The following is a 25,675-nucleotide window of genomic DNA, read 5'->3' as shown; positions in this document are numbered from 1 at the left end:
ACTCTAGAAAGGACGAGGCTCTCCGGGCAGGCACGGTGGAACGCCGCGCCCCTGGCCGATCTCCACGGGCATGCCGTGAAAATCGTTTATCCATGCGGGGTTTGGCCACCCCGCCTAAAAATCCCCTGCCTTACGCCACCCGTAGGCCGCTCACCGCGCCGGCCAGGTCCCGGGCCAGGGTTTCCAGATCCTGGGCGTGCTCGGCCACGGTGGCCACCCGGGAGTGGTTGTCCTCGGCGCTGTCGGCGATGACCTGGACGTGGCGGGCCATGTCGGCGCCGGCCTGGTTCTGGTCCTCGGTGGCGCTGACGATGTCGTGCACGTGGCGGGTCGCCGTTTCCACCGCGCCGCGTATGGTCACCAGCCGTTCGGCCACGGCCCGCACCTGGTCGGCGCCGCCGGCCACCTGGGCAGCGTTGGCGCGCATCGCCCCGGCCACCCCGTCCACCTCGGCCTGCATGGCGGCGATGGTGCTGCCGATTTCCCGGGTGGCGGTGGCGGTGCGGTCGGCCAGCTTGCGCACTTCGTCGGCCACCACGGCGAAGCCGCGCCCGGCTTCACCGGCCCGGGCCGCCTCGATGGCGGCGTTGAGGGCCAGCAGGTTGGTCTGGTCGGCAATGTCGCGGATCGTGGCGATGACGGCGCCGATTTCCCGGGAACGGGCGTCGAGCACGTCGAGCCGGCGCACCGTGTCCTCGACCACCGTCACCAGCCCTTCCATATCGGCGGCGGCCTGGCGCGACAAGGTTTCGCCGGCGTCCGCCGCGTCTCGGGCCTGGGCCGCCACCTGGGCAGTTTCCCGGGCGTGGGCGGCCACTTCGCCGATGCTCACGGCCAGCCCCTGCACCGCCGCCGCCACCTGGCTGGCGCCTTCGCGCTGCTGTTCCGAGGCCAGGCGCACCTCGCTGCTGCCGGCGGCCACCGAGGTGGCGGCGCCCTGCAGCGAGTGGGAGGCGGAACCGACCCGGCCGATCAGCCCGGCGAAGGAATCGGCCATGGCGTTGAAGCGCCGCCCCACGTCGGCCAGTTCGTCCTTGGAGGCCGGCGCCACCCGGGGGCGCAGGTCGCCGGCGGCCAGGGCCTGGGTGACGGTGCGCAGGCCATCGATCTCATCCTGGATCGACTGGTAGGCGCCGAAGAAGCTGTAGCCGAGCACCAGCAGCACCAGCAGCACGCCGCCCAGGGCCAGGTTGCGCTGGGTGCGGGCGGCGTTGAGGCGACCGGCCAGACCGTCGTCGGCGGCGCCTTGCAGGCGCGCGGCCAGGGCGGCCAGGCGAGTCACCGCGGCGTCGCCCCGGGCGAAGTAGTCGCCGGGCGGAATATCGAAATCGCTGGTATCGAGAACCTTGGTGGTGAGGCTTTCCTGCAGGGCCGCCACGGCCTGGACCAGGTCGTCCACGTCGGCCTGGATCGCCTCGGCCTGGGCGGCGTCATGGCGCCCCAGGCGCTGGGTGGCCGCCACCAGGGCGGCGGTCCAGGTATCCAACCCGCCCCGGGCGGCCAGCAATTGGCCGCGCTTGGCCGCCGGCAGGCGGGTTTTGATCACCGCCACCACGCCGCCGTCCCGGGCATCGGCCAGGGAGGCGGCCAGGGCCGGCAGGCGCTCGGCGAGCAGCCCGTGCAGGACGTGGCCGAGGGCGTCGCTGTCGCGCACCAGGCCGCTGTCCTCGGCCGCCAGGGTGACCAGGTTGGCGCTGCCCTGGATCGCCTCGTCCTCGACCGCTTCCGGCAGGGCCCCGTTCTGCCACAGGGCCGTCAGGGTTTCGCCGGCCTCGCGCACGGCCGGGGTGGCGGCGGGCAGGCGGCTGCGCAGTTGGGCCAGGGCCGCGACGGCGTCCTGGCCGGCTTGTTGCGCCAGGGGGGCGAAGACGGCGTCGTCGCCGCCTTCGGCGGCCGCGGCGCGGGCGCCGGCCAGGCGTTGCAGGTCGAGCACCAGGGTCAGGCTGGGGGCCAGCACGGCCAGGCCACGGCGCTCGGTTTCCAGGCGGTGCACGTCCTGGTGCAGGGCGTAGGCGAGCAGGCCGGCGAGCAGTCCGAGGGGGACGAAGAACATCACCCCGGTGAGGGCGAACTTGGCACGGAAGCGCAGGTTGCCGGAGACCCGGCGGGCCAGGAAGAACAAGCGACGCAACAACCCCGACGAGGGGGCGCGGGCGGAGGACGCAGGGCGGTTCATGCCGGACCTACTCACGGGTAGTGGAGACGGGCCGATCCTAACCAGCGCAGATTGCAAGAAAATGAAATGAAAAAGAAACAGAAATGAAACGGTACAAATGAAACGGGGGCACCCGCAGGCGCCCCCATCTCTTGTTATGCCGACTTTCCCTGGTCGGGTGCCGGTCTTCCTCCCCGGGGGGCTCTCACCAATCCCCGCTTCAAATTCGTGGTGCCCGTCCGCTGGCGCGCCCTTACGACCGGGCGGTCCGGAAGGGCAGGCGCGGCCATTCCACCGCGTCGAGCAGGTTCTTCACCAGCAAGCCCAGTTCGGTATCGCCCTCGATCACCAGGCGGCGCTGGAAGAACAGGGTGTCCGGGTCTTCCTGGCGTGCCAGCAGCTGCAGGTAGGCCGACAGGGTGGCGCAAAAACGCAGGTCCGGCGCCGGACCGTCGGCGGCCAGCAGGGGCACGAAGCGCAGCCCGTCGAAGGTGAAGCGGGCGGCGGCGCCGGTGTCCTCGACCTCCACGGCGAAAACCCGGCCGGTCAGGGGCTCCAGGGTTTCGGTATCGAGCAGCTTCATCAGCAGCAGGCCGTTCAGCCCCCCCACCAGGCCCAGGGTGTGGGGCCACTGGGGCAGACGCTGGCCGAGGCGGGTGACGAAGGCGGGCAGGCGGAAGGTCGGCACCTGCAGGTTGAGGCCCGGCAGTCCGGGCAGGGAAAAGGGTGCGGTCATGGTGGAATCGTGGGTTACGCGCCGCAGGCGGCAGTAGCGAGAGTGTCGTCCTCGGCACTGACCTTGGCAATCCCTGCCTGGCCGTGCCAGTAGCCGTCGCACAGGCCATGTTCGGTACACCCCGGCGGCAAGGACGGCGTGGCTGCGGGATCGCGCCGCGCGGCGTCGAAGGCGGCCAGTACGGCGAAGAAATCCTTCGACTGGGGCGACAGACGCAGGGCGTCGATGCCCAGTTGCCGCAGCACGGGCAGTTCGGCGAGCAGTGAGTAGTGCTGGGCCGACATGGTCTGGATGCCGTTCATGGTCAGGAAGGACTGGCCTTCCCGGGTGGCCAGGGTCAGGCCGTCGGCGTGATCCAGGCAGCGGAACTGGCAGTCGTCCTTCTTCAGCCCGTAGTGGCGGGCAGTGAAGCAGCGCGCCGAGAAAGCGAGCGGGATCTTGCCCCAGGCGAACACCTCGGTGGCCATGCCCGCCGGGCGGCTGGCGTGGAGCGGCTCGATCAGGCTGCGCGGCGCCTCCAGGGGCGGCACCCAGGCGGTGGCGCCCTTGGCGGCGAACCAGGCCAGAGTCGCTTCGTTGTAGACGTTGAGGTGGGGGCCGCAGACGAAAGGCACGCCGGCCTCGGCAGCCACCTTGACGGCGCCCAGGTCGTTGGCTTCGAGGCGGATGCGCCCGCCGCTCTCGGCGCAGGCGGCCACCAGCTTGCGCAGGGCGATCAGGTCGCCCTCGGATTCGGCCAGGGCCAGGGCCGACAGCACCACCTCCTTGCCAGCGTCGGCCAGGTCTCGGGCCAGGCCAATCCAGTCGGCGGTGCGCAGCTGGCAGCGGCGCGAGCAGACGCTCTCGCCGACATAGACGATGTCGGCCGGCGAATCGCTGGCCTGCAGGTAGAAGTTCTGGACCTCGTCCTTGCTCCAGTAGAACAGGATCGGGCCGATGGCGAGCTTGATCGGATTGGGCATGGACGGCTCCTCAGCGCCAGGGCCGGTCGTAGGCGCCCAGGGTGACCTGGGTGCCTTCGGCCACCTTGGCCAGTTCGCTTTGCCAGGCCGGCTTGACGGCGAAACCCGGGGCTTTCAGGGCGTCGATGGCCTGGCGCAACACCCGGGTCACCTGGCCGACGTAAGCCGGGCTGCGCTGGCGCCCCTCGACCTTGATGGCGGCCACACCGGCGGCGGCGATCTGCGGCAGCAGCTCGACCACGTTCAGGCTGGTGGGCTCTTCCAGGGCGTAGCCGGTCTCGCCGGCCACCTCGAAGCGGCCCTTGCACAGGGTCGGGTAGCCGGCCGGCTCGCCTTCGCCGTAGGTGTCGATGAGGATGCCGTTGAGCCGGGCGTTCATGCTCTTTCCGTCCTGCTCCCAGCGCACGTACTTGGCCGGGGAACAGGCACCGACGGTATTGGGCGACTCGCCGGTGGCATAGGAAGAAAGCCAGCAGCGCCCCTCGTTCATGACGCACAGGCTGCCAAAGCCGAACACCTCGATTTCCACCGTGGTGTGGCGCACCACGTTCTCCACCTGGGCCAGGGTCAGCACCCGGGGCAGCACGGCGCGGCGCACGCCGAAGGCGTCCTGGGCGAAGTTGATCGCCTCGTAGCTGGTGGCCGAGCCCTGCACCGACAGGTGGCGGTGCAGGTCCGGGTGGCGCTCGGCGGCGTAGGCGAGCAGGCCCACGTCGGCCAGGATGACGGCGGTGGCGCCCAGGTCGGCGGCGGCATCCACCGCCCCGTGCCATTCAGGCAGGCGCCCGGCCTGGGGATAGGTGTTGATCGCCACCAGCACTTCGCGGCCCCGGTCCCGGGCGTAGCGCAGGCCCTCGCGCAGGCCCTTGTCGTCGAAGTTGAGCCCGGCGAAGTTGCGGGCGTTGGTGGAATTCTTGAAACCGAGGTAGACCGCGTCGGCACCGTTGTCCACCGCCGCCTTGAGGGCCGGCAGGCTGCCGGCGGGGCAGACCAGGTGGGGGATGCGCGGGGCGGGAAGGTTCGTCGTCGTGGAGCTGCTCACCATGATGGCGCGACGCTGGAAATGGAAAAGGCACAGTCTAGGCGCCCCCCGCTAGCAACCCCTTGACCTCGGTCAAAGAGGCCGGCGGGGCGCCCCCCCACGAGCCCGGGCCCACCGCTCAGGCGCGGGCCGGTAGCGCCAGGGCGCGGCGCAGCTGGGCCAGATAGGTCAGCCCCCGGGGCGCCCGGCTGCCGTACCAGGACACCATCTCGCCATCGATCCGGGTCACCGCCACCTGGGGAAAGCGCTGCTGCAGTTCGTCCTGCTCCGCGGCGCCGAAGTGGTAGGGTTCGGACGGTAACAGGATGCGCTCGGCCTGGGCCGCCGCTGCCGCCAGATCCACCGCCGGGTAGCGGTCGGCGCCGGTCGCGCCGCCCTGGCACGCCGGCACCGTGTCCCAGCCGGCGGCGGCCAGGGTGGCGCCGATATAGGTATTGCGCGCCACGGTCAGCCAGGGGTCGCGCCAGATCAGGTAGAGCACCCGTTCCCGGGGCAGGGCCAGACCGGCCAGATCGGCCAGGGCTCCCTCCAGTTGCGCCGTCAGGGCCGCAGCCTGGGGACGCCGGTCGAACAAGGCGCCGAGCAGGGCGTAGAGGCTCCGGTTATCCCCCGGAGCATTGGGGTGGGTGATCACCACGTGGGGGACGAAGTCCGCCAGGGCCTCGATCTCCTCGACCCGGTTCTCGTCCATGTTGGCGATGACGTGGGTCGGTGCCAGGGCGCGCAGCTTGGCCAGGTCGAAGCCCTTGGTGCCGCCCACCTTGGGAATGCGCCGCACCGCCTCGCGGGGATGGATGCAAAAGCCGGTGCGCCCCACCAGCAGGGGTGTCAGGCCCAGGTCTATCAGCAGTTCGGTGATCGACGGAACCAGGGAGACGATGCGCGCCCCGGGACCGGCCGGGGGATGGTGGACGCCCCGGGCATCGGCGGGGATCGCCCCGTTCAGCGCAGCGTCATCCGTGCCAATGAAAAAATCCATGCTAGAAAGAAACGATCGCGCCAAATTACGGTTGCCGACCAAGCGGGCGCCATCGGCCCGGCCCGAGCCACGCTGCAGCGCGGCGCGTACTGATCGAGACAAAAGGAGAATGCGATGCTAACCAAAAAAACCGCGGTCGTGACCGGCGCTAGCCGGGGCCTGGGCCTGGAGGTCTGCCGGCAACTCGGCCAGGCCGACTGCAAGGTGGTGATGGTGGCGCGGGATGCCACGGCCCTGGCTACGGCGGTCGCCACCCTGACCGCCGAAGGCCTAGACGTGGTCGGCCAGGCGGCCGACGTGACCGATGCCGCCTCGGTGGCCGCCCTGGGCAGCTGGGTACAAAGCACCTACGGCGGCGCCGACATCCTGGTCAACAACGCCGGCGTCTTCCTCGATCCGAAGAATCCGGCCGACCCGGCCAGCCAGGGCGTGTATGCGGCCGACCCGGCGGTGCTGACCCAGACCTTCGCGGTCAACGTGCTCGGCCCGCTGCGCATGATCCAGACCTTTTTGCCGGGCATGGTGGCGCGCTACTACGGCCGGGTGGTCAATGTCTCCTCGGGCATGGGCTCCCTGGCCGAATCGGCCCCTTACTGGCCGGCCTACCGTGTCTCGAAGACGGCGTTGAACTCCCTGACCCGCACCACCGCCCTGGAGGTACTGATCGACGCCACCTCCCAGAACGTCAAGGTGAACGCGGTCTGCCCCGGCTGGTGCCGCACCGACATGGGCGGCGGCGATGCCCCGCGCAGCCCCGCCGACGGCGCCGCATCGATCGTCTGGGCCGCCCTGCTGCCCGACGACGGCCCTACCGGCGGCTTCTTCCGCGACGGCCAACCGATCCCCTGGTAAGCCGGACGCGACGCCTAGCGCCGCTGGCGGAATCACCCACGCTCACGCCCCCGCCGGCGGCTCCGGCATCAACGCCCGGTAAGCGTGCCAGGTGGCGTGCCCCACCAGGGGCATGGTCACCACCAGGCCGAGAAAGCCGGTGGCGAAGCCGAGCACGGTGAGGGCAACGATCAGCACCGCCCACAGCAGCATCGCCGCCGGATTGCGCGCCAGGGCGGTGGCACTGGCGATGGCGGCGTTGATGGCGTCGATCCTGCGGTCGAGCATCAGGGGCACGGCGATCACCGAGACGGCGAACACCAGGGTGGCGAAGAAACCGCCCACGGCCAGGTAGAAGACGACGAACTCCAGGTTGTCGAGGGCGGAAAAGGCCCGCAGAAAACCGGCGAAGGAAGGCATGTCGCCTTCGTAGAAGACGGCGAAGATGACCATCGACGCCCGCGCCCAGACCATCAGCACGATCGCCAGCACGGCGGCAAACAGGCCGATGTTGGAGAGATTGTGGCGCCAGGCCAGAGCCGAGGCGAGCAGTTGCACCGGTTCGCCACGCTCGCGGCGACGGGACAGATCGTAGAGGCCCAGGGCGAGGAACGGCCCCACCAATAGCATGCCGGTGACCAGGGCGCTCAACAGCGCCGCGGCATGGTCCAGGGTGATGGCGAACAGCCAGCCGCACAGGGCGAAGACGGCCCCGTAGGCCAGGCTGGGCAGGGGATGGGCGCGCAGATCGCCCCAGCCGGCGCGCAGCCACTGCCAAGGCGCGCCCACCGCCACCGGCCGGATGGCGGCAACCAGATCGAAGGTCAGGCTTTTTTCGTCGGTGATCGGCATGGCAACCTCCACGGGCAGAAAACCTACCCATGGGGCCGCCGCCGGCGGCGTTAGTTCAATCCGCCGAGCATGCGCCCCATGCCCGCCATCACCGTCAGGTTGGCCTGCTCCATGGCCGCCAGGGCGGCCAGGGCACCGTCCGCATCGCCGGCGTAGAAGCGTTCCACCGCCCGGCGGGCGTGGTCGTGCACCGCCTTGTGCGGGGTTTCCATCTCGGTGTAGCCGGGCAACCGGGCGAAGTGGGCCTTGCCCTCGCCTTCGTAGTACCAGCGGCCGAGGCGGCACTGGGTTTCGTCCGGCAGTTCCTCGGGGCGCAGGTGGGAGAGGCCGAGGAAGACCTTGTACACCTCCAGTTTCAAGGCCAGTTCGTCGATGTTGGCCAATTCCACGTTGGCCAGCAGCGACGAGGACGACACCGCCCGCTCCATGGTCTGGGACAGGTCGAGCAGCCGCCCCATGCTGTGGGTGGCGGCTTCGCTCTCGGCGGAATAACGGGCCGCATCGGCCGCCCCCAGGGACATGACGCTGCGCGCCTGCTGGGTATCGCCCTGGATGGTGCCGACCAGGCCGGAGATTTCAACCGTGGCCTTGGTGGTGCGCTCGGCCAGCTTGCGCACCTCGTCGGCGACGATGGCGAAGCCGCGCCCGGCCTCGCCGGCCCGGGCCGCCTCGATGGCGGCGTTGAGGGCCAGCAGGTTGGTCTGGTCGGCGATTTCCTTGATCAGGCTGACGAAGCCGGCGATGTCGGTGACCCGCTTGGACAGGCTTTCGACGCTGCCAGAGGCCTCGGTCATGCGTCCCACCATGTCGGTCAGGTTGGCGGCGATGGTCTGGAAAGCGGCCCGGTTGGTTTCCGATTCCGCGGCTGCCGTGGTGGCCGATTCCTTGCCCCCCTGCAGAGTGGTGGTGAGGCCAAGGAAGGAGCCCTGCAGGCCGGTCAGCGAATCGCCGAAGCGCCCCAGGCTGGTGAACACGCCATCGAGCAGGGCCTGGCGCTGGTGCAGTTGGGTCAGTTCATCGGACAGGGCGGCCCGTTCCGCTTCCAGGGTGGCGATGCGCGCCTCCAGGCGAGCATTGTCGGCGCTCAACGCACTACGCTCGTTCTCGACGCGGGCCAGCGTCTCCTTGGTCGACGAGAAAAACACGGCGCCTCTCCTAGGGGGAAAGGCGCCATGATGAACCGCTCGCCAACAGGGCGCCAGAACTGTTTTGTAACACCCCTAAATCCCTTGCGGATATAGGGTTTATGCGGCTTTGCGGGGAATCGCCGAGCGATGACAAAAGAATTGCCAGGGCTCATGCCGACGGGCTACAGCGGCAAGCCCCGAGGCTTGCGCGGCGCGTGGCCGAAGAGGCGGTCGTAGACGGGGTTGGGCAGCAGGCGCAGCAGCTTGGCCACCACCCCCATCTGCCAGGGCACCACCGCGTAGCTGGCGCCGGCCTCGATCACCCGGGCCATGCGCCGGGCGGCCTCGGCGGCCGGCAGCAGGAAGGGCATCGGGTAGGGATTGACCGCCGTCATCGGCGTCTCGACGTAGCCGGGACAGATGGTCACGGCGCGGATGCCGGAAGGGGCCAGCTCCAGGCGCAGGGATTCCAGGTAGGCGATGGCGGCGGCCTTGGAGGCCGAGTAGGCCTCGGCCCCCGGCAGGCCGCGGATGCCAGCCACCGAGGCAATGCCCACCACCCGGCGCGGCACCCCGTCGCGCAAGCCCTTCATGGCCGGCAGGAAGGGCGCGAAGGTGGCGGCCATGCCGAAGACGTTGACCTCCATCACCCGGCGGAAGGCGGACAGGTCCTCGCTTTCCTCGGTGAGGGTGCCCACCGAGATGCCGGCGTTGGCGATCACCACGTGGGGCGCGCCGAAGCGGGCGCAGAAGTCGGCTGCCGCCGCGGCCAGGGCGGCGCTGTCGGTAACGTCGAGGGGATAGGTGGCGAGCACGCCAGCCCCCAGTTCCGCGGCCAGGGCATCGAGCCGGGCGGCGCGGCGCGCGGCCAGGCCGACCTGCCAGCCCAAGGCCAGGTACTGGCGCGCCAGGGCTTCACCCAGGCCGGAACTGGCGCCGGTAATGAAAACGCGCCGCGGCAGCCCCGGCGAGGGCTGCGTCGGCGCGCCGGCGGGCACGGGCAGGCCAGAGACCACGCTTACTTACGCGCCTTGTCGCTACGGGCCTGGGCGATTACCGCGTCGGCCCGGGTGAGCACCTCGCCGAGGCTCTTCACCCCTTCGGTGCTGACCAGGTAACGGCCTTCGACGGCCAGGGCGGGCACACCGCCGATGCGGTAGGACTGGACCATCTGGTTGGCCCGGTTGATCTTGCTGGCAACGCCGAAGGACTTGTAGGCGTCGGCGAACTTGCGCCCGTCCACCCCCTGCTTTTCCACCCATTCCTGCATCACGTCGGGAATCGGCATGCGCACCCCCTGTTCGTGGATGGCGGCGAAGATGGCGCCGTCCAGGCGGGCCACGTCGCCGGTCACTTCCAGGGCGTAGTAGAGCTTGGCCAGGTTGGCCCAGGCACCGTTCCAGGCGGCCGGCACGCGCTTGAACGCCACGTCGGCGGGCAGCTTGGCGACCCAGGCGTCGAGGGGCTTGTGGAAGTCGTTGCAGTGGGGGCAGCCATAGGAGAAGAACTCGATCACCTCGATCTTGCCGCCGGATTCGGTCGGCTGGGGCGGATCGATGGGCTGGTAGTCGCGCCCGCGCACCGCCGGGGCAGCCAGGGCCGAGAGGGGCGCAAACGCCGCCAGGGTGGCCGCCGCACCGGCAGCCAGGACGAAATCACGACGGGAACGATCAGTCTTCACCATGGGGAATCTCCATCAGTCCTTGTTCTTGGCCAGGCTGGCCTCGATGCCGGCCTTGGCCAGTTCGGAACGGGCACGGTTCACCTCGTCCATCTTGCCATAGGGTCCGAGACGGACCCGGTACCACACCTTGTCGCCGACCATTACCTGCTGCACCGTCGCTTCCATGCCGAGCATGGCCAGGTTGGCTTTCTGGTTGTCGGCATCGCCCGGCCTCTGGAAGGAGCCGGCCTGAAGGTAGAGGGCGGTTTCCTTGACCGGCTCCTTGGCCTCCTTGGCGGCCTCCTTGGTTTCCTTGCCGTCCTTGGCGGCCGGCTTGTCGGCGGGCTCGCTCTTGGGCTCGGCCTTGCCGGGCAGGATGTCGTAGAACTGGAAGCGTTTTTCCGGCACCGGATCGCCGGGCTTGCCGGGCAGGGGCACCGGCACGGCCGCCTGGGGCGCCGCGGCCGCTGTCGCAGCACCAGCTGCGCCGGGCTTGGTGTTGGCCAGGTTGCCGGCGGCTTCCTTGGCGTCCTTGGGCGGCGGCTGGGTCTTGTCCACGAACGGCATCGGCGCCTTGTTGATGTACAACACCACCGCCAGGGCGGCGCAAACGCCGAGCACCAGGCCGATGATGATGCCGATCAGGGTGCCGCCCCGGGACTTGTTGCCCGGGGAACGTTTGCCGGCGGGGCTTTGGGGACGCTTCAGGTCACGGCTCATAAGGGATTTCCGGAATTACATCGAGTCGGGGCAGGAGACGCCGAGCAGCGCCATGCCGTTGCGGATCACCTGGCGGGTGGCCAGGGCCAGGGCGACGCGGGCATCGCGCAGGGCGGCATCGTCCACCAGCATGCGCTCGGCGTTGTACCAGGCGTGGAAGTCGCCGGCCAGATCCTTCAGGTAAAAGGCCACCATGTGCGGCGCCAGATCCCGGGCGGCGGCTTCGATCACCTCGGGGAAGGCGGCCAGGCGGGCGGCCAGGGCCAGTTCCCGCGGGTTGGTGAGCAGCCCCAGGTCGGCCTTGGCCAGGTCGGCGACCTCGCCGCCCCATTGGTTGACCACCGAGCACACCCGGGCGTGGGCGTACTGGATGTAGTAGACCGGGTTCTCGTTGCTCTGGCTCTTGGCCAGGTCCAGGTCGAAGTCCAGATGCTGGTCGGACTTGCGCAGCACGTAGAAGAAACGGCAGGCGTCGTTGCCCACCTCGCGGCGCAGCTCGCGCAGGGTGACGAATTCGCCCGAGCGGGTGGACATGGAGGCCTTCTGACCGTCCTTGTAGAGCACGGCGAACTGCACCAGGGCCACCTGCAGCTTGGCCTCGTCCAACTCCAGGGCCTGCAGGGCGCCCTTCACCCGGGGAATGTAGCCGTGGTGGTCGGCCCCCCAGATGTTGATGATCTTGTCGAAGCCGCGCTCGTACTTGTTGAGGTGGTAGGCGATGTCCGAGGCGAAGTAGGTGTACAGGCCGTTCTCGCGCTGCACCACCCGGTCCTTCTCGTCGCCGAAGGCGGTGGAGCGGAACCACTTGGCACCGTCCTGCACGTACAGGTGGCCGGCGGCTTCCAGACGGTCCACGCAGCGCTTGACCAGGCCGGTGTCGAACAGGGACTTTTCCGAGAACCACACGTCGAAGCGCACGCCGAACTCTTCCAGATCGTCGCGGCCGTCGGCCAGCTGCTCTGACAGGGCATGCTGGTGGATGTAGGCCCAGTCAGGGCCGAGCAGGCGCTTGGCGTTGGCGATCAGGCCGTCCAGGTGGGCTTCCTTGTCGGCCTCCACGTCGGGCACGTCGGCCAGGATCTCGGCGGCGGCACGGACGTACTTGGCCCCGTGGGCGGCGTCGATCTGCTCGCCCATGTCGCGCACGTAGTCGCCCTGGTAGCCGTTGGGCGGGAAGGGCACGGCCACGCCGTGGCGCTCCAGGTAGCGCAGCCAGGTGGACACCCCGAGGATGTCCATCTGCCGACCGGCGTCGTTCACGTAGTACTCCCGGGTCACGTCCCAGCCGGCGAAGGCGAGCAGGTCGGACAGGGAGGCACCGTAGGCGGCGCCGCGGCCGTGGCCGACGTGGAGCGGCCCGGTGGGGTTGGCGGAGACGAATTCGACCTGCAGCTTCTGCTGGCCGCCGACGTTGGCGCGGCCGTAATCGGCGCCGGCATCGAGCACGGCGCGCACCACCGCCAGCTTGGCGGCGGCCTTGAGGGTGAAGTTGATGAAGCCGGCGCCGGCCAGATCCACTTTCTCGACCCACTCGGAGCGGGGCAGTTCGCTGATCAGTTGTTGGGCGATTTCCCGGGGGTTCTTCTTCAGGGCCCGCGCCAGCTGCATCGCCAGGTTGGTGGCGAAGTCGCCGTGGGACTCCTGCTTGGGGCGCTCCAGGTGGATTTCAGCGGTGGCCTCGGCGCCGGGGGCGACGCTGGCCAGGGCGGCCTGCAGCAGGCTGGTGAGATGGGAACGGATATCGTGGGTCATCGCCGGACGAAAATTGCAAAAGCGCGATTATACGTGCCCGGACCCGGTTCTCATGTGCCGTCGCCCGGACGGCGGCGGCCGGCGGTCTGCCGCCCCGGCGCCGGCCTGCGCGCGCCCCCCGGGAGGGGGCCGGCGGTGCGTGGAAAAAAGGGGCAATCGCCGTCGGGTATAATTCAGGGTTTTGCTTTTACGCGGGTTCAACCCGCCACAGGATTCGCCGTGCTCGTCGCCAACAACATCACCATGCAATTCGGGGCCAAGCCCCTGTTCGAAAACGTCTCCGTCAAGTTCGGCGAGGGCTACCGCTATGGCCTGATCGGCGCCAACGGGGCGGGCAAGTCCACCTTCATGAAGATCCTCTGCGGCGACCTCGACCCCTCCGCCGGCAACGTCAGCAAGGACGTGCACGAGCGCATGGCCTACCTGCGCCAGGACCAGTTCGCCTACGAGGACCAGCGGGTGATCGACGTGGTGCTGATGGGCCACGAAGAGATGTGGGCGTGCATGCAGGAGAAGGACGCCATCTACGCCAACCCGGAAGCCACCGAAGACGACTACATGAAGGCGGCCGAGCTGGAAGGCAAGTTCGCCGAGTACGACGGCTACACCGCCGAGTCGCGCGCCGGCGAGCTGCTGCTCGGCGTGGGCATCCCCACCGACAAGCACTTCGGCCCGATGCGCGAGGTGGCTCCGGGCTGGAAGCTGCGGGTGCTGCTGGCCCAGGCCCTGTTCGCCAACCCGGACATCCTGCTGCTCGACGAACCGACCAACAACCTGGACATCAACACCATCCGCTGGCTGGAGAACGTGCTCAACGAGCGCGAATCCACCATGATCATCATTTCCCACGACCGCCACTTCCTCAACCAGGTCTGCACCCACATGGCCGACCTGGACTACGGCAAGATCACGGTCTACCCGGGCACCTACGACGACTTCATGGAAGCCTCGACCCAGGCCCGGGAACGTCAGCAGAACGCCAACGCCAAGGCCAAGGAACGGGTCGCCGAGCTTCAGGAATTCGTGCGCCGCTTCTCCGCCAACAAGTCCAAGGCCAAGCAGGCCACCTCCCGCCTCAAGCTGATCGACAAGATCAAGCCCGAGGACGTGAAACCCTCGTCCCGCCAATACCCGTGGATCCGCTTCGAGTACGACGACAAGGACAAGCTGCACCGCCTGGCGGTGGAAGTGGAAAACCTGTCCTTCACCTACCCGGGCGGCGAGCGGCCGATCTTCAACAACCTGACCTTCGCCGTGGAAGCCGGCGACCGGGTGGCGGTGATCGGCGAGAACGGTGCCGGTAAGACCACCCTGTTGAAGCTCCTGATGGGCGAGCTGACCCCCAACCACGGCAGCCTGAAGTGGGCCGACAAGGCCAAGCTTGGCTACTACGCCCAGGACCACGCCGCCGAGTTCGCCAACCCGGTCAGCCTGACCGACTGGGTGGCGCCCTACGCCCGGGCCACCATCGCCGACGGCGGCGACCTGGAAACCCTGATCCGCGGCACCCTGGGCCGGCTGCTCTTCTCCGGCGACGAGCAGAAGAAGCCGACCAACGTCATCTCCGGGGGCGAACAGGGCCGCATGATCTTCGGCCGGCTGATGCTGGAAAAGCCCAACGTGCTGGTGATGGACGAACCGACCAACCACCTGGACATGGAGTCGATCGAGTCCCTCAACACCGCCCTGGACAAGTTCAAGGGCACCCTGATCTTCGTTTCCCACGACCGGGAATTCGTGTCGACCATCGCCAACCGCATCATCGAGGTGAAGGGCGACGGCACCGTGGTCAATTACCAGGGCAGCTACGAGGACTATCTGGCCAGCCAGGGCGTCGAGTAAGCGGCCTCGGCAAGTACCGCAGTACGCCGTACGTCAGTCCGCCGCCCCGCTTGCGGACGGCGGCAAAAAAGCCCGGGAGGCGCTGCCATCTCGGGCTTTTTCATGGGAATTACCTATTCGACTTGCTGCCCGGGGGAAAGCGAACCGCACGGGACGCAACGTATGCAGAGAACCACCGGAACGCAATGGCCGAAACAGGCCCTGAGTTGGGCAATTTTTCTCGCTTTCCTCCGCGTTCCCTGCGCTTCTGCGGGCGCTGCGTTCAACGCGGTTTAGCGCGCCATCGATAGGGTCCCTGTTTCATGGACGCTTGGGCCGCCCTCTGAAACCCCGCGCCAGTCGGGCATCTCCAGGCAGGCATCGCTACAACCCGCGCCAATGCTCGATCTCCAGGCATACCCCGTGGAGATCGGCGCCAGTCCTAGGGTTCAGGGCGTCAGCCTTTTTCTTGCCCCCCCGGCCACGGCCAGGCACAGCCTGATGCGGGCTCAGGCCTCGGGCAGGGCTTCCAGGGCTTCCTGCACTTCCAGCCAGCGCATCTCGCCGTCCTCGATCATCGCCGCCAGTTCGCCCTGGCGCTTGAGCAGGCCGGCCAGCTGGGGGTGGGGCGGGCTGGTGTACAGGCTGGAATCGGCGAGGCGCTCCTCCAAGAGCTTCTTCTCCCCCTGCCAGCCCTGCAGCTTCTTCTCCAGCTGCTCGCTTTCCTTGAGGAGGGGCCGGCGCTTGGCCAGCAGCTCCTTGCGCGCCGCGGCGTCGGCTTCCCGGCTGGCGGCGCGCTCGGCCTTGGCTTCCTTGGCCTCCACATCCACCGGCCGGGCGGCGTTGCGCGCCTGGGCCAGCCAGGCGGCGTAGTCGTCCAGGTCGCCGTCGAAGGGCGCCACCTGTCCGTCGGCCACCAGCAGCAGGGTGTCGGCGGTGGTCTTGACCAGGTGCCGGTCGTGGGAGACCAGCACCACGCCGCCCTCGAAGCCCTGCAGGGCGAAGGCCAGGGCCTCGCGCATCTCCAGGTCCAGGTGGTTGGTGGGTTCGTCGAGCAGCAGCAGGTTGGGGCGCTGCCAGATCAGCAGGGCCAGGGCCAGGCGCGATTTCTCGCCGCCGGAGAAGGGGCCCACCGGCCGGGTGGCGGCGTCGCCGCGGAAGTCGAAGCCGCCCAGGTAGTCCCGGTGCTGCTGTTCCGGGGTATCCGGGTCGAGCCAGCGCAGGTGGTCCAGGGCCGAGCCTTCCGGGCGCAGGGCTTCCACCTGGTGCTGGGCGAAGTAGCCGATCTTGAGGGCCTTGGCCTCCTGGCGCTCGCCGGCCAGGGGCGGATGAACGCCGGCCAGCAGCTTGATCAGGGTCGATTTGCCGGCGCCGTTCATGCCGAGCAAGCCGATGCGGTCGCCGGGGCGGATGGTCAGGCGCACGTGGGACAGGATGGTGCGCTCGATGGTGTTCTCACCCGCGCCGCTGCGATAGCCGGCCTGGATCTTGTCCAGGCTGAGCAAGGGGTCGGGCAGGGCTTCGGGCTCGCGGAAGCTGAAGGTGAACGGGGTATCCACGTGAGCCGCCGCCACCGTCTCCATGCGCGCCAGGGCCTTGATGCGGCTCTGGGCCTGGCGGGCTTTGGTGGCCTTGGCGCGGAAGCGGTCGATGTAGGCCTGCAGGTGGGCCACCTCGCGCTGCTGCTTCTCGAACAGGGACTGCTGCTGGGCCAGTTGGGCGGCGCGCTGGGTCTCGAAGTCGGAGTAGCCGCCCTTGTACAGGGTCATGGCCTGCTGTTCGATGGCCAGCACGTTGCCGCACACCGCGTCGAGAAAATCCCGGTCGTGGGAGATCAGCAGCAGGGTGCCCCGATAGCTCTTCAGCCAGGTCTCCAGCCACAACACCGCATCCAGGTCCAGGTGGTTGGTCGGTTCGTCGAGCAGCAGCAGGTCGGAGCGGCACATCAGGGCCCGGGCCAGGTTGAGGCGCATGCGCCAGCCGCCGGAGAACTCGGCCACCGGGCGGGAAAAATCCGGGTCGTGGAAGCCCAGGCCGTGCAGCAGTTCCGCCGCCCGGGCCCGGGCGCCGTAGCCGCCGATCTCGCCCAGGCGGGCGTGGATGGTGCCGATGGCTTCGCCGTCGTGGCTGGCCTCGGCCCGAGCCAGGTCGGCCTCCAGGCGGCGCAACTCATCATCGCCGTCGAGAACGAAGTCCAGGGCCGGCGAGGGCAGGGCCGGGGTCTCCTGGGCGACGTGGGCCATCACCCAGCGCTCGGGCCACTCCAGATCGCCGGATTCCGGGTGCAAGCCGCCGTTGAACAGGGCGAAGAAGGTGGACTTGCCGCTGCCGTTGCCCCCCACCAGACCGACGCGCCAACCCGGGGCGATCTGTAGCGAGGCGTCGCGCACCAGGGGGTGGCCCGCCCGGGCGAAGGTCAAACGGCGAAGAACGATCATGGCAAATCCAGCGGCTAGAGTGGCGAGGGTGAAACGGGGTCGAAACGGTGCGTTTTCCACCCCGGCCGACGGCCTGCGGGTTTCGGAAAACGGGGAAATCCCCTATTTTACGGGGATTCGGATTTTCCCCCATGGCCATGCGCACCACCGTTTTCCCGTTTTCCCCCGCCATCCGCCCCCTGGGCGCCGCCCTGATCGCCCTCTGCCTCGCCGCCCTGCCGGCCGGCCCCGCCCTGGCCCAGGCCGCGGGGCCGAACCAGCAGGTCTGGAGCAGCGACGCCGAACGCAGCCAACTGGTGGAGCGGGCCGAAGCCCTGCGCGCCCACGCCCGGGCGATGCGCGACGAATCCCGGGCCAAGTACGAGGCCGAATTCACCGCCTGCTACCAGCGCTTCCGCGTCTACGCCTGCCAGGGCGATGCCAAGAAGGCCAAGACCGCCGCCGAGCTGGAAGCGCGCAAGGTGGACGCCGAGGCCCGGGAACTGGAACTGGAAATCCGCACCCGGGACGTGGCCAGCCGCGACGCCCGGGCCCGGGAGGAAGCGCCCCGCCGCGCCGCCAGCCAGGAGCGGCAAAGCGAGGAATTCCGTGCCGACAAGGCGCGCCAGGACGCGGAGCGGGAACAGCGCCAGGCCGAGAAGGCCAAGGCGGTGGAAACCGGCAACGCCCAGGCCGCCGCCGAGCGCCGCGAAACCGCCGCGCGGCTGTCCGCCAAGCGCGCCGACAAGGCGGCCCAGGGCGTCGAAGCCGCCCAGCGCGCCGAGGACCAGCGCGCCAGCGTGCTCGAATCCCGCCAGCGCATGGCCGAGCGCGACGCCAAGGTGGCGGAGAAGAAGGCCGAGCGCGAAGCCAAGGAAAAGCAGCGCGCCGCGGAGCGGGCCAAGGCCGAGGCCGACGGCATCATCCCGAAGAAGCCCTAGGCGCCCTCCCGCCACGCCCGGTTCTGCGCCGGGCACCGCGGGGGCCGCCAGCGCCCCGCCCTGCCGCCCACAGGTCGCCGCCAGGCACCGCCGGGGGCGGCGCGGCCCCGTGGTAAAATCCGCCCCTTTCCTCCCCTCACCGCTTGCGCGGGATTTCCCATGTTTACCGGAATCATTGCCGCCGTCGGCCACATCACCCAGCGCACCCCCCGCGAAGCCGGCGTGCGCCTGAGCATCGACGCCGGCAGCCTGGACCTCAGCGACGTCGCCCTGGGCGACTCCATCGCCTGCAACGGCGTCTGCCTCACCGTGGTCGAACTCGGCCCCCGGGACTTCAAGGTGGACGTTTCCCCCGAATCCCTGTCGTGCACCGTCGGCCTCGACGGTTCCGGCCCCCTCAACCTGGAGAAGGCCCTGCGCCTGGCCGACCGCCTCGGCGGCCACCTGGTGTCCGGCCACGTGGACGGGGTGGGCGAGGTGCTCGCCTTCGATGCCGTCGGCGACAACCGCCGCCTGGTCATCCGCGCCCCCCGGGAACTGGCCCGCTATATCGCCCGCAAGGGCTCGATCACCGTCAATGGCGTGTCGCTGACCACCAACACGGTGGATGGCTGCGACTTCGCCATCAACCTGATCCCCCACACCCTGGACAACACCACCCTGCACCTGCTGGCGCCCGGCGCCAAGGTGAACCTGGAGGTGGACCTGATCGCCCGCTACGCCGAACGCATGATCAAAGCCGACGCCACTGACAGCGAGGTAACCGCATGAACCCCGTGCAAGCCTCCGCCATTGCTCCCGTCCAGGACATCATCGCCGACATCCGTGCCGGCAAGATGGTCATCCTGGTGGACGAGGAAGACCGGGAAAACGAAGGCGACCTGGTGCTCGCCGCCGAATTCGTCACCCCCGAAGCGATCAACTTCATGGCCAAGTTCGGCCGTGGCCTGATCTGTCTGACCCTGACCGACGCGCGCTGCCGCCAGCTCGGCCTGGAGCAGATGGTGCGCGACAACAAGACGCCCCACGGCACCGCCTTCACCGTCTCGATCGAGGCCGCCGAGGGCGTCACCACCGGCATCTCCGCCCACGACCGCGCCCGCACCGTGCAGGCCGCCGTGGCCAAGGACGCCGGCCCGGACGACATCGTCCAGCCCGGCCACATCTTCCCCCTGCGCGCCCAGCCCGGCGGCGTGCTGGTGCGCGCCGGCCACACCGAGGCGGGCTGCGACTTCGCCGCCCTGGCGGGGCTGGAACCGGCCTCGGTAATCTGCGAGATCCTCAAGGACGACGGCACGATGGCCCGCCTGCCGGACCTGATCGAGTTCGCCCAAGAGCACGGCCTGAAGATCGGCACCATCGCCGACCTGATCCACTACCGCAGCCGGGTCGAGACCCTGGTCTCCCGTGTTGCCGAGCGCACCGTGAGCACGCCCCACGGCGAGTTCCAGCTGATCGCCTACGCCGACCGGGTGGCCGAAGAGGTGCATCTGGCCCTGGTCAAGGGCGCCCCGGGCCCGGACACCGAAACCCTGGTGCGGGTGCACGAGCCGGTTTCCATCCTCGACTTCCTCGACCCCAACAGCGGCCGTCACGCCTTCTCCCTGGACCAGTGCCAGCAGGCGGTGGCCCGGCACGGCACCGGCGTGATCGTTCTGCTGCACCGTCCCGAAAGCGGCGCCGACCTCAAGGAAGCCCTCACCGCATCCCCCGCTGCCAAGCCCGTGCCGCGCAAGTGGGACCCCCGTTCCTACGGCATCGGCGCCCAGATCCTGCGCGACCTCAAGGTACGCAAGATGAAGCTGCTGGGCAGCCCGCGGCGCATGCCCTCGATGACCGGCTTCGACCTGGAGGTCACCGGTTACGTGGCCTCGCCGGCCGACGCCGCCGCCCTCTAACGCCTTTCTGGAGCCTGCCATGGCCCGTTTCAACAACGTTTTCGAATACGACGAGAATCTCGCCGGCGCCGGCCTCAAGGTCGGCGTGGTGATGAGCCGCTTCAACCAGGACGTGTGCGAAGGCCTGCTCTCGGCCTGCGTCACCCAGCTCAAGCAGCTGGGTGTGGCCGATGCCGACATCACCGTCGCCACCGTGCCCGGCGCCCTGGAAATCCCGCCGGTGCTGCAGCGCCTCGCCCTAACCAACCGCTACAACGCCCTGATCGCCCTGGGCGCGGTGATCCGCGGCGAGACCTACCACTTCGAAGTGGTGTCCAACGACGCCTGCCGCGCCATCATGGAAGTGCAGCTCGACACCGGCGTGCCCATCGCCAACGGCGTGCTCACCTGCGAGGACGACGACCAGGCCCTGGCCCGCATGCACGAAAAGGGCAGCGACTGCGCCAAGGCCGCCGTGGAAATGGCCAACCTGCACGCGGCGATCGCCGTTCGGGAGGGGGTATGAGCAAGAACGACGGCAAGGTCCTGCGCCACCAGGTCGGCAAGCCCTGGAAGCCCCGGGAGAAATCCCCCCGCCGCCTGGCCCGGGAATACGTGATCCAGGGCCTCTACCAGTGGCGCGTCGGCGGTAACGACGAGGCGGCCATCGAGGCCACCCTGGAATCCCTGGTGATCGCTGCCAAGGCGATCGAGGCCGAAGAGGCCGCCGAGTTCGCTGCCGCCAACCCGGATGCGGCGCCCGAGACCACGGCCAAGGAGCCGCCCATCGACCGCAACTTCTTCCTCGCCCTGCTGCGCGGCGTGCTCGCCCAGCACGAGGCCCTGGCGGCGGAAATCGCCCCCTGCCTGGACCGGCCCTTCGACGAGCTGTCGCCGATCGAAGCCGGTGTGCTGCTGCTCGGCACTTTCGAGTTCAAGCACCACCCGGAGACCCCCTACAAGGTCATCCTCAACGAGGCCATCGAACTGGCCAAGTCCTTCGGTGGCACCGACGGGCACAAGTACGTGAACGGCGTGCTCGACAAACTGGCCGCCCGGCTGCGCCCGGTGGAAGTGGAAGCGCGCAAGGCCGCTCCTCCGCCCAGCGCTTGACCGCGCGGGGCCGCCTGGCGGCCCCCGCAGCCCCTTTCCGCTCCAGCCATGCCCGGCCCCTCCAGTGAATTCGACCTGATCGACCGCTACTTCGCCCGCCCCACCCCCGGGGCGGAGCTGGGGCCGGGGGACGACTGCGCCCTGGTCACGCCGACGCCGGGAATGCAATTGGCCGCCACCACCGACATGCTGGTGGCCGGCACCCACTTTTTCGCCGACACCGATCCGGAAGGCCTGGGCTGGAAAACCCTGGCGGTGAACGTCTCGGATCTCGCCGCCATGGGGGCCCGGCCACGCTGGGCCTTGCTCGCCGGCGCCCTGCCGGCGGCCGACGAAGCCTGGATTGCCGCGTTTTCCCGGGGCTTCTTCGCCTGCGCCGGCGCCTTCGGCGTGGACATCATCGGCGGCGATACCACCCGGGGTCCGCTCAACCTGTGCGTCACCGCCCTGGGCGAGGTGCCGCCGGGCCGCGCCCTGCGCCGCGACGGCGCCAGGCCCGGGGACGACCTGTGGGTCTCCGGCCGCCCCGGCCTGGCCAACCTGGGCCTGCGCCACCTGCAAGGCGGTCTCGACCTGCCCGCGGCGCCGGTCGCGGATGAAGCGCCGCTGCGCGACGCCTGCCTCGCCGCCCTGACCCGCCCCCAGCCCCGGGTCGCCCTCGGCCTGGCCTTGCAGGAACGGGGGTTGGCCCACGCCGCCATCGACGTTTCCGACGGTCTGCTCCAGGACCTGGGCCACATCGCCCGGCGCTCCGGCCTGGTCGCCACGGTCTGGCCCGAGCGCCTGCCGGCCCTGCCCGCCGGGGTCGCCGCGACCATCGCCCGGGACGCGCAACTGGCCGGCGGCGACGACTACGAACTGATCTTCGCCGCTCCCGCCGCGGCCCGGGAAGCCATCGCCGCCCTGGGCCGCGCCCTGGCCCTGCCGCTGACCTGCTGCGGCGTGCTGGCCGCTCCGGATAGCGCCCCGGCCGGCACCGTGCTGGTCCTCGACGCCGCCGGCCAGCCGTTCCCGGTAGCGCGACGCGGCTACGACCATTTCTCCCACTGACCGGCGCCAGCATTCGGCGGCGCCCCACCCCCCGCAACAACATTCCGCCCCATGAGCACCCGCCCCGGCCTGAAATTCCTCTTTTCCCACCCCGCCCACTTCGTCGCCTGCGGCCTCGGCTCCGGCCTGTCGCCCTTCGCCCCGGGCACCGTCGGCACCCTGTTCGCCTGGGCCACCTTCCCGGTGCTGCGCCACACCTTCCCAGCCGACCTGCCCCTGCTCGTCTTTTTGCTGGTGTGCTTCGTCGGCGGCGTGGTGGCCGCCCAGCGCACCGGCCGCGACCTGGGGGTGGTGGACCACGGCGCCATCGTCTGGGACGAGATCGTGCCCTTCTGGCTGGTGCTGCTGTTCTGCCCGGCCGGCTGGCTGTGGCAGACCGCCGCCTTCTTCCTCTTTCGCGTCTTCGACATCGTCAAACCGTTCCCGGCCAACTACTTCGACGAGAAGGTGAAAAACGGTTTCGGCGTGATGACCGACGATGTGTTCGCCGGGGCCTACACCATCCTGGTGCTGGCCATCGCCAAGTTCATCGTCGGCTGACCCCCCACCTCTGCGGAGCCTGCGCCATGCCCACCCAACGCGACCTGGAAGCCCTCGCCGAGCGGGCCGGTAACCTGCTGCTGGCCCGGGGCGACTGGTTGGCCACGGCCGAATCCTGCACCGGCGGCTGGATCGCCCAGGCGGTCACGGCAATTGCCGGCAGTTCGGCCTGGTTCGACCGGGGCTTCGTCACCTATTCCAATGCAGCCAAGGAAGAGATGCTCGGCGTGCCGCACCAGACCTTGATTTCCACGGGGGCCGTCTCGGAAGCCACGGCCCGCGCCATGGCCGAAGGGGCCATCGCCAAAAGCCGCGCCCAGTGGGCCGTAGCGGTGAGCGGCATCGCCGGCCCCAGCGGCGGCAGCGCGGAGAAACCGGTGGGCACGGTATGCTTTGCCTGGGCCGGCCCGGACGGGGTCGAGGCCGTCACCCGCCACTTCCCCGGCGACCGGGAGGCGGTGCGCGCCGCCACCGCCGCCCTGGCCCTGTCCCACCTCATCACCCGGCTGGAGGGGGCCACCGGCAGCGCCTAGCCCTCCCCGATCATCTGGTTTCGCGGTAACAACAAGTCCAACAGCCTTAAGGAGACAGCACCATGAACCCGCCCCTGATCGAACGCACCCCCTCGGCCTACGCCTACCCGCTGCTGATCAAGCAGCTGCTGCACACGCCCCTGGCCACCGCCCCGGACCAGGAGATCGTCTATCGGGGCCAGGTGCGCCATACCTACCGGGACCTGGCCACGCGCATCGGCCGCCTGGCCAACGCCCTGGCCGGCCAGGGCATCGCCCCGGGCAGCACGGTGGCGATGATGGACTGGGACAGCCACCGTTACCTGGAATGCTTCTTCGCCGTGCCGATGATGGGGGCGGTGCTGCAGACGGTGAACATCCGCCTCTCCCCCGAACAGATTCTCTACACCCTGAACCACGCCCGGGCCGACGTGGTGATCGTCAACGCCGAGTTCCTGCCGGTCTTCGAGGCAATCCGCAGCCAGCTGGAAACGGTCAAGACGGCCCTTTTCATCAGCGACGACGGCCAGCCCGTACCACCGGGCTTTGCCGGTGAGTACGAGGCCCTGCTGGCTGCCGCCGCCCCGGACTACGACTTCCCCGACTTCGACGAGAACGCCCGGGCCACCACCTTCTACACCACCGGCACCACCGGCCTGCCCAAGGGCGTCTATTTCAGCCACCGCCAGTTGGTGCTGCACACCCTGGCGGTGGGCCTGGGGCTGGCCGCGGCGCCGCGCCAGGGCAGCCTGCACCGTGACGACGTGTACATGCCGCTGACGCCGATGTTCCACGTACACGCCTGGGGCCTGCCCTACATTGCCACCCTGCTCGGGGTGAAGCAGGTGTACCCGGGCCGCTACGTGCCGGCCACCATCCTGCAATTGGTGGAACAGGAGCAGGTCACCTTCTCCCACTGCGTGCCGACCATCCTGCACATGCTGCTGCTCGCCCCCGAGGGCAAGGCCATCGACCTGTCGCGCTGGAAGCTGATCATCGGCGGCTCGGCCATGACCGCCGGCCTGGCCCGCCAGGCCCGGGAGCGGGGCATCGACGTGTTCACCGGCTACGGCATGTCCGAGACCTGCCCGATCCTGACCCTGGCCCAGATCGACGACGCCGACCTGGGGGAGGCCGACCTGCCCCTGCGCACCAAGACCGGCCGCCCCGTACCCCTGGTGAACCTGATGACCGCCGACGGGGAGCTCAACCCCACCCCCCGGGACGGCAAGAGCGTCGGCGAAGTGGTGGCGCGCACCCCCTGGCTGACCCAGGGCTACCTGCATAATCCGGCGTCGTCGGAAACCCTGTGGGCCGGCGGCTGGCTACATACCCAGGACATCGGCCACATCGACGCCCGCGGTTACCTGCAGGTTACCGACCGCATCAAGGACGTGATCAAGACCGGCGGCGAGTGGATCTCGTCCCTGGAACTGGAAGACCTGATCGCCCGTCATCCGGCGGTGGGCGAGGTGGCGGTGATCGGCGTGCCCGACGAAAAATGGGGCGAGCGGCCCCTGGCCCTGGTGGTGCTCAGGGCCGGCCAGTCCCTCGATGCCGACGCCCTGCGCACCCATCTCAAGGGCTACGCCGACCAGGGGGTAATCTCCCGCTACGGCGTGCCGGAGCGCATCGTCTTCGTCAGCGAACTGGCCAAGACCAGCGTCGGCAAACTCAACAAACGCGCCCTGCGCGAGCAGTACGCAGCAGGCTGATGCACTCCCCCGGCCCGCCACCGGGCCGGGGGACCGGGTCAGGCAGTTTCGTCAGCGTGGCGCCGCCAGGTCAGGGGCGGCCAATCCCAGCTCATTCCCCAGGCGTAGAAGGCGATGAACATCATCACGTCGAGGAAGCTACCGAAGAGCAGGTAGAAGAGGGGCAGGAAGAGCAGGCTGAGATGCCACAGCAGCACGGTGTGCAAGGCGAACTGGAAGGGCAGGGCCAGGGCGAAATAGGCCAGCACCAGGAGCGTCAGCGCCACCTTCTGATGCAGCGGGAAGTTGAACACGTAGTAGGTAAAGCCGAGGATCCACGGTGCCAGGAACATCAGGATCAGCCCCATCGACAGGCCGCTGAACAGGTACGAGCCCAGGCCATGGGGGAACGAGGCCGGCACCAGGGCAAAGTAGACCAGGGCGCTGATCTGGATGAGCACCACCGCGCGCACCGCGTAGATCAGGGGCAGCATGCGGGTAGGCGGGATGAAACGGGTGCCGATCCACAGCACCACGCAGCTCAGGGCGCTGATCCACCATTGCAGCTGGCTGGGAGCCCCGGCGTAGAGGTCGATGCGCGGCAACCAGACCGTGGCCACCACCAGATCGAAGGGCGCGGCGATCAGGGTGCCCGGCAGATCGGTGGCGGCAAACCAGAACTTCAGCACGGCGAACCAGAAGGGCACGATGCGTTCGATGGCGAACAGCAGGGCCAGGTTGAACACCAGGGGCAGCAGCAGGGCGATCAGCAGGTTGCCCTTGTGCAGCGACACCTGGTAGATCGCCCGGTGCAGGCGGATCTGCCGCCCGCCGTGGCCGTGGGAGCGGATCTTGTCGAGGCGCTTCTGCAGGTCGAGGGAGGAATCCATG

Annotated in this window: 24 protein-coding genes and 1 pseudogene; 11 read left to right on the top strand and 14 right to left on the bottom strand. The window is 69.3% G+C overall.

The annotated features are described in order from the left end of the window. Positions 1 to 130 precede the first annotated feature (130 nt). The 5 genes from OTERR_RS00875 to OTERR_RS00855 all read right to left on the bottom strand — a co-directional run bounded on the left by OTERR_RS00875 (position 131) and on the right by OTERR_RS00855 (position 5,874). On the bottom strand, positions 131 to 2,176 hold the full coding sequence (locus tag OTERR_RS00875; RefSeq protein WP_149424563.1) for a methyl-accepting chemotaxis protein: 2,046 nt from the start codon (positions 2,174 to 2,176) through the stop codon (positions 131 to 133). Positions 2,177 to 2,408: 232 nt separating this feature from the next. Beyond that, positions 2,409 to 2,891 carry a ubiquinone anaerobic biosynthesis accessory factor UbiT gene (gene ubiT, locus OTERR_RS00870; RefSeq protein ID WP_149424562.1) on the bottom strand — a complete coding sequence of 161 codons (483 nt, stop codon included), beginning with the start codon at positions 2,889 to 2,891 and terminating at the stop codon, positions 2,409 to 2,411. A 14-nt stretch (positions 2,892 to 2,905) separates the two neighbouring features. After that, on the bottom strand, positions 2,906 to 3,853 hold the full coding sequence (locus OTERR_RS00865; protein ID WP_246154241.1) for a U32 family peptidase: 948 nt from the start codon (positions 3,851 to 3,853) through the stop codon (positions 2,906 to 2,908). Between the two features lie 10 nt (positions 3,854 to 3,863). Then, positions 3,864 to 4,898: a ubiquinone anaerobic biosynthesis protein UbiU gene (ubiU, locus tag OTERR_RS00860; protein ID WP_149424561.1), complete on the bottom strand. Its 1,035-nt coding sequence runs from the start codon at positions 4,896 to 4,898 to the stop codon at positions 3,864 to 3,866. Between the two features lie 115 nt (positions 4,899 to 5,013). Then, entirely contained in the window at positions 5,014 to 5,874 is an 861-nt protein-coding gene (locus OTERR_RS00855; protein WP_149424560.1) for a helical backbone metal receptor, read from the bottom strand. 114 nt (positions 5,875 to 5,988) lie between these two features. Here OTERR_RS00855 and OTERR_RS00850 point away from each other — a divergent pair, with 114 nt between their 5' ends. After that, on the top strand, positions 5,989 to 6,726 hold the full coding sequence (locus tag OTERR_RS00850) for an SDR family NAD(P)-dependent oxidoreductase (RefSeq protein ID WP_149424559.1): 738 nt from the start codon (positions 5,989 to 5,991) through the stop codon (positions 6,724 to 6,726). 42 nt (positions 6,727 to 6,768) lie between these two features. Here OTERR_RS00850 and OTERR_RS00845 read toward each other — a convergent pair whose 3' ends face one another. The 7 genes and pseudogenes from OTERR_RS00845 to argS form a co-directional block, all read right to left on the bottom strand. Continuing rightward, positions 6,769 to 7,557 (bottom strand): DUF2189 domain-containing protein, encoded by a 789-nt coding sequence (locus tag OTERR_RS00845; RefSeq protein WP_054619737.1) that lies wholly within the window; start codon positions 7,555 to 7,557, stop codon positions 6,769 to 6,771. Positions 7,558 to 7,607: 50 nt separating this feature from the next. After that, a complete protein-coding gene (locus OTERR_RS16670) occupies positions 7,608 to 7,985 on the bottom strand; it encodes a CZB domain-containing protein (RefSeq protein WP_246154409.1) in 378 nt (125 codons plus the stop codon). 51 nt (positions 7,986 to 8,036) lie between these two features. Further along, a pseudogene (locus tag OTERR_RS16665) lies at positions 8,037 to 8,351 on the bottom strand (methyl-accepting chemotaxis protein); the annotation flags it as partial. Positions 8,352 to 8,866: 515 nt separating this feature from the next. Further along, positions 8,867 to 9,700, bottom strand: a complete 834-nt coding sequence (locus tag OTERR_RS00835) for an SDR family oxidoreductase (RefSeq protein WP_246154239.1) — start codon at positions 9,698 to 9,700, stop codon at positions 8,867 to 8,869. Positions 9,701 to 9,702: 2 nt separating this feature from the next. After that, positions 9,703 to 10,368, bottom strand: coding sequence for a thiol:disulfide interchange protein DsbA/DsbL (locus OTERR_RS00830; RefSeq protein ID WP_054619739.1), 666 nt, complete (start codon positions 10,366 to 10,368; stop codon positions 9,703 to 9,705). A gap of 12 nt (positions 10,369 to 10,380) precedes the next feature. Beyond that, positions 10,381 to 11,067, bottom strand: coding sequence for an SPOR domain-containing protein (locus OTERR_RS00825; protein ID WP_149424557.1), 687 nt, complete (start codon positions 11,065 to 11,067; stop codon positions 10,381 to 10,383). A 15-nt stretch (positions 11,068 to 11,082) separates the two neighbouring features. Further along, a complete protein-coding gene (gene argS, locus OTERR_RS00820; RefSeq protein WP_149424556.1) occupies positions 11,083 to 12,819 on the bottom strand; it encodes an arginine--tRNA ligase in 1,737 nt (578 codons plus the stop codon). Positions 12,820 to 13,038: 219 nt separating this feature from the next. On the opposite strand from argS, the gene OTERR_RS00815 reads away from it, so the two are divergent. Beyond that, positions 13,039 to 14,661 (top strand): ABC-F family ATPase, encoded by a 1,623-nt coding sequence (locus OTERR_RS00815; RefSeq protein WP_054619742.1) that lies wholly within the window; start codon positions 13,039 to 13,041, stop codon positions 14,659 to 14,661. Positions 14,662 to 15,149: 488 nt separating this feature from the next. On the opposite strand, the gene OTERR_RS00810 is transcribed toward OTERR_RS00815, so the two are convergent. Continuing rightward, the gene (locus OTERR_RS00810; RefSeq protein ID WP_149424555.1) at positions 15,150 to 17,078 is read right to left on the bottom strand and encodes an ATP-binding cassette domain-containing protein; all 1,929 of its coding nucleotides are present in this window, start codon (positions 17,076 to 17,078) and stop codon (positions 15,150 to 15,152) included. 131 nt (positions 17,079 to 17,209) lie between these two features. Here OTERR_RS00810 and OTERR_RS00805 point away from each other — a divergent pair, with 131 nt between their 5' ends. From OTERR_RS00805 to OTERR_RS00765, 9 genes are all read left to right on the top strand, one after another. After that, on the top strand, positions 17,210 to 17,998 hold the full coding sequence (locus OTERR_RS00805) for a hypothetical protein (protein ID WP_149424554.1): 789 nt from the start codon (positions 17,210 to 17,212) through the stop codon (positions 17,996 to 17,998). A gap of 159 nt (positions 17,999 to 18,157) precedes the next feature. Next, positions 18,158 to 18,769, top strand: a complete 612-nt coding sequence (locus OTERR_RS00800) for a riboflavin synthase (RefSeq protein ID WP_054619745.1) — start codon at positions 18,158 to 18,160, stop codon at positions 18,767 to 18,769. Then, complete coding sequence (gene ribBA / locus OTERR_RS00795) at positions 18,766 to 19,896, top strand: bifunctional 3,4-dihydroxy-2-butanone-4-phosphate synthase/GTP cyclohydrolase II (protein WP_054619746.1); 1,131 nt, start codon at positions 18,766 to 18,768, stop codon at positions 19,894 to 19,896. The genes OTERR_RS00800 and ribBA overlap by 4 nt, the downstream gene beginning before the upstream one ends. Positions 19,897 to 19,915: 19 nt before the next feature. Continuing rightward, positions 19,916 to 20,401 carry a 6,7-dimethyl-8-ribityllumazine synthase gene (gene ribH / locus OTERR_RS00790; protein WP_054619747.1) on the top strand — a complete coding sequence of 162 codons (486 nt, stop codon included), beginning with the start codon at positions 19,916 to 19,918 and terminating at the stop codon, positions 20,399 to 20,401. Then, positions 20,398 to 20,988: a transcription antitermination factor NusB gene (nusB, locus tag OTERR_RS00785; RefSeq protein ID WP_149424553.1), complete on the top strand. Its 591-nt coding sequence runs from the start codon at positions 20,398 to 20,400 to the stop codon at positions 20,986 to 20,988. Before ribH ends, nusB begins: the two co-directional genes overlap by 4 nt. Before the next feature lie 48 nt (positions 20,989 to 21,036). Then, complete coding sequence (gene thiL / locus OTERR_RS00780) at positions 21,037 to 22,038, top strand: thiamine-phosphate kinase (RefSeq protein WP_149424552.1); 1,002 nt, start codon at positions 21,037 to 21,039, stop codon at positions 22,036 to 22,038. 51 nt (positions 22,039 to 22,089) lie between these two features. Next, positions 22,090 to 22,578: a phosphatidylglycerophosphatase A family protein gene (locus tag OTERR_RS00775; RefSeq protein WP_054619749.1), complete on the top strand. Its 489-nt coding sequence runs from the start codon at positions 22,090 to 22,092 to the stop codon at positions 22,576 to 22,578. 26 nt (positions 22,579 to 22,604) lie between these two features. Continuing rightward, the gene (locus OTERR_RS00770) at positions 22,605 to 23,111 is read left to right on the top strand and encodes a CinA family protein (RefSeq protein ID WP_149424551.1); all 507 of its coding nucleotides are present in this window, start codon (positions 22,605 to 22,607) and stop codon (positions 23,109 to 23,111) included. Positions 23,112 to 23,173: 62 nt separating this feature from the next. Further along, the gene (locus OTERR_RS00765; protein WP_149424550.1) at positions 23,174 to 24,805 is read left to right on the top strand and encodes a fatty acid--CoA ligase; all 1,632 of its coding nucleotides are present in this window, start codon (positions 23,174 to 23,176) and stop codon (positions 24,803 to 24,805) included. Between the two features lie 38 nt (positions 24,806 to 24,843). Here the strand turns inward: OTERR_RS00765 and OTERR_RS00760 are convergent, their stop codons facing one another. Next, a complete protein-coding gene (locus tag OTERR_RS00760) occupies positions 24,844 to 25,674 on the bottom strand; it encodes a hypothetical protein (RefSeq protein ID WP_149424549.1) in 831 nt (276 codons plus the stop codon). Position 25,675: the final 1 nt, after the last annotated feature.

It is taken from the genome of Oryzomicrobium terrae, assembly GCF_008274805.1.
Taxonomy (GTDB): Bacteria; Pseudomonadota; Gammaproteobacteria; order Burkholderiales; family Rhodocyclaceae; genus Oryzomicrobium; species Oryzomicrobium terrae.
Note: the sequence above shows the minus strand (reverse complement) of the source record. Positions and strands in the feature narration are given on the sequence as shown.

Excerpts from the sequence above, each read along its gene's own strand:
- ribBA (WP_054619746.1), top strand. The coding sequence starts at position 18,766 with ATGAACCCCGTGCAAGCCTCCGCCATTGCTCCCGTCCAGGACATCATC.
- OTERR_RS00830 (WP_054619739.1), bottom strand. The coding sequence starts at position 10,368 with ATGGTGAAGACTGATCGTTCCCGTCGTGATTTCGTCCTGGCTGCCGGT.
- OTERR_RS00855 (WP_149424560.1), bottom strand. The coding sequence starts at position 5,874 with ATGGATTTTTTCATTGGCACGGATGACGCTGCGCTGAACGGGGCGATC.
- nusB (WP_149424553.1), top strand. The coding sequence starts at position 20,398 with ATGAGCAAGAACGACGGCAAGGTCCTGCGCCACCAGGTCGGCAAGCCC.
- OTERR_RS00805 (WP_149424554.1), top strand. The coding sequence starts at position 17,210 with ATGGCCATGCGCACCACCGTTTTCCCGTTTTCCCCCGCCATCCGCCCC.
- argS (WP_149424556.1), bottom strand. The coding sequence starts at position 12,819 with ATGACCCACGATATCCGTTCCCATCTCACCAGCCTGCTGCAGGCCGCC.
- thiL (WP_149424552.1), top strand. The coding sequence starts at position 21,037 with ATGCCCGGCCCCTCCAGTGAATTCGACCTGATCGACCGCTACTTCGCC.
- ribH (WP_054619747.1), top strand. The coding sequence starts at position 19,916 with ATGGCCCGTTTCAACAACGTTTTCGAATACGACGAGAATCTCGCCGGC.
- OTERR_RS00810 (WP_149424555.1), bottom strand. The coding sequence starts at position 17,078 with ATGATCGTTCTTCGCCGTTTGACCTTCGCCCGGGCGGGCCACCCCCTG.
- OTERR_RS00850 (WP_149424559.1), top strand. The coding sequence starts at position 5,989 with ATGCTAACCAAAAAAACCGCGGTCGTGACCGGCGCTAGCCGGGGCCTG.
- OTERR_RS00865 (WP_246154241.1), bottom strand. The coding sequence starts at position 3,853 with ATGCCCAATCCGATCAAGCTCGCCATCGGCCCGATCCTGTTCTACTGG.
- ubiT (WP_149424562.1), bottom strand. The coding sequence starts at position 2,891 with ATGACCGCACCCTTTTCCCTGCCCGGACTGCCGGGCCTCAACCTGCAG.
- ubiU (WP_149424561.1), bottom strand. The coding sequence starts at position 4,898 with ATGGTGAGCAGCTCCACGACGACGAACCTTCCCGCCCCGCGCATCCCC.
- OTERR_RS00765 (WP_149424550.1), top strand. The coding sequence starts at position 23,174 with ATGAACCCGCCCCTGATCGAACGCACCCCCTCGGCCTACGCCTACCCG.
- OTERR_RS00770 (WP_149424551.1), top strand. The coding sequence starts at position 22,605 with ATGCCCACCCAACGCGACCTGGAAGCCCTCGCCGAGCGGGCCGGTAAC.
- OTERR_RS16670 (WP_246154409.1), bottom strand. The coding sequence starts at position 7,985 with ATGGAGCGGGCGGTGTCGTCCTCGTCGCTGCTGGCCAACGTGGAATTG.
- OTERR_RS00875 (WP_149424563.1), bottom strand. The coding sequence starts at position 2,176 with ATGAACCGCCCTGCGTCCTCCGCCCGCGCCCCCTCGTCGGGGTTGTTG.
- OTERR_RS00800 (WP_054619745.1), top strand. The coding sequence starts at position 18,158 with ATGTTTACCGGAATCATTGCCGCCGTCGGCCACATCACCCAGCGCACC.
- OTERR_RS00845 (WP_054619737.1), bottom strand. The coding sequence starts at position 7,557 with ATGCCGATCACCGACGAAAAAAGCCTGACCTTCGATCTGGTTGCCGCC.
- OTERR_RS00760 (WP_149424549.1), bottom strand. The coding sequence starts at position 25,674 with ATGGATTCCTCCCTCGACCTGCAGAAGCGCCTCGACAAGATCCGCTCC.
- OTERR_RS00775 (WP_054619749.1), top strand. The coding sequence starts at position 22,090 with ATGAGCACCCGCCCCGGCCTGAAATTCCTCTTTTCCCACCCCGCCCAC.
- OTERR_RS00825 (WP_149424557.1), bottom strand. The coding sequence starts at position 11,067 with ATGAGCCGTGACCTGAAGCGTCCCCAAAGCCCCGCCGGCAAACGTTCC.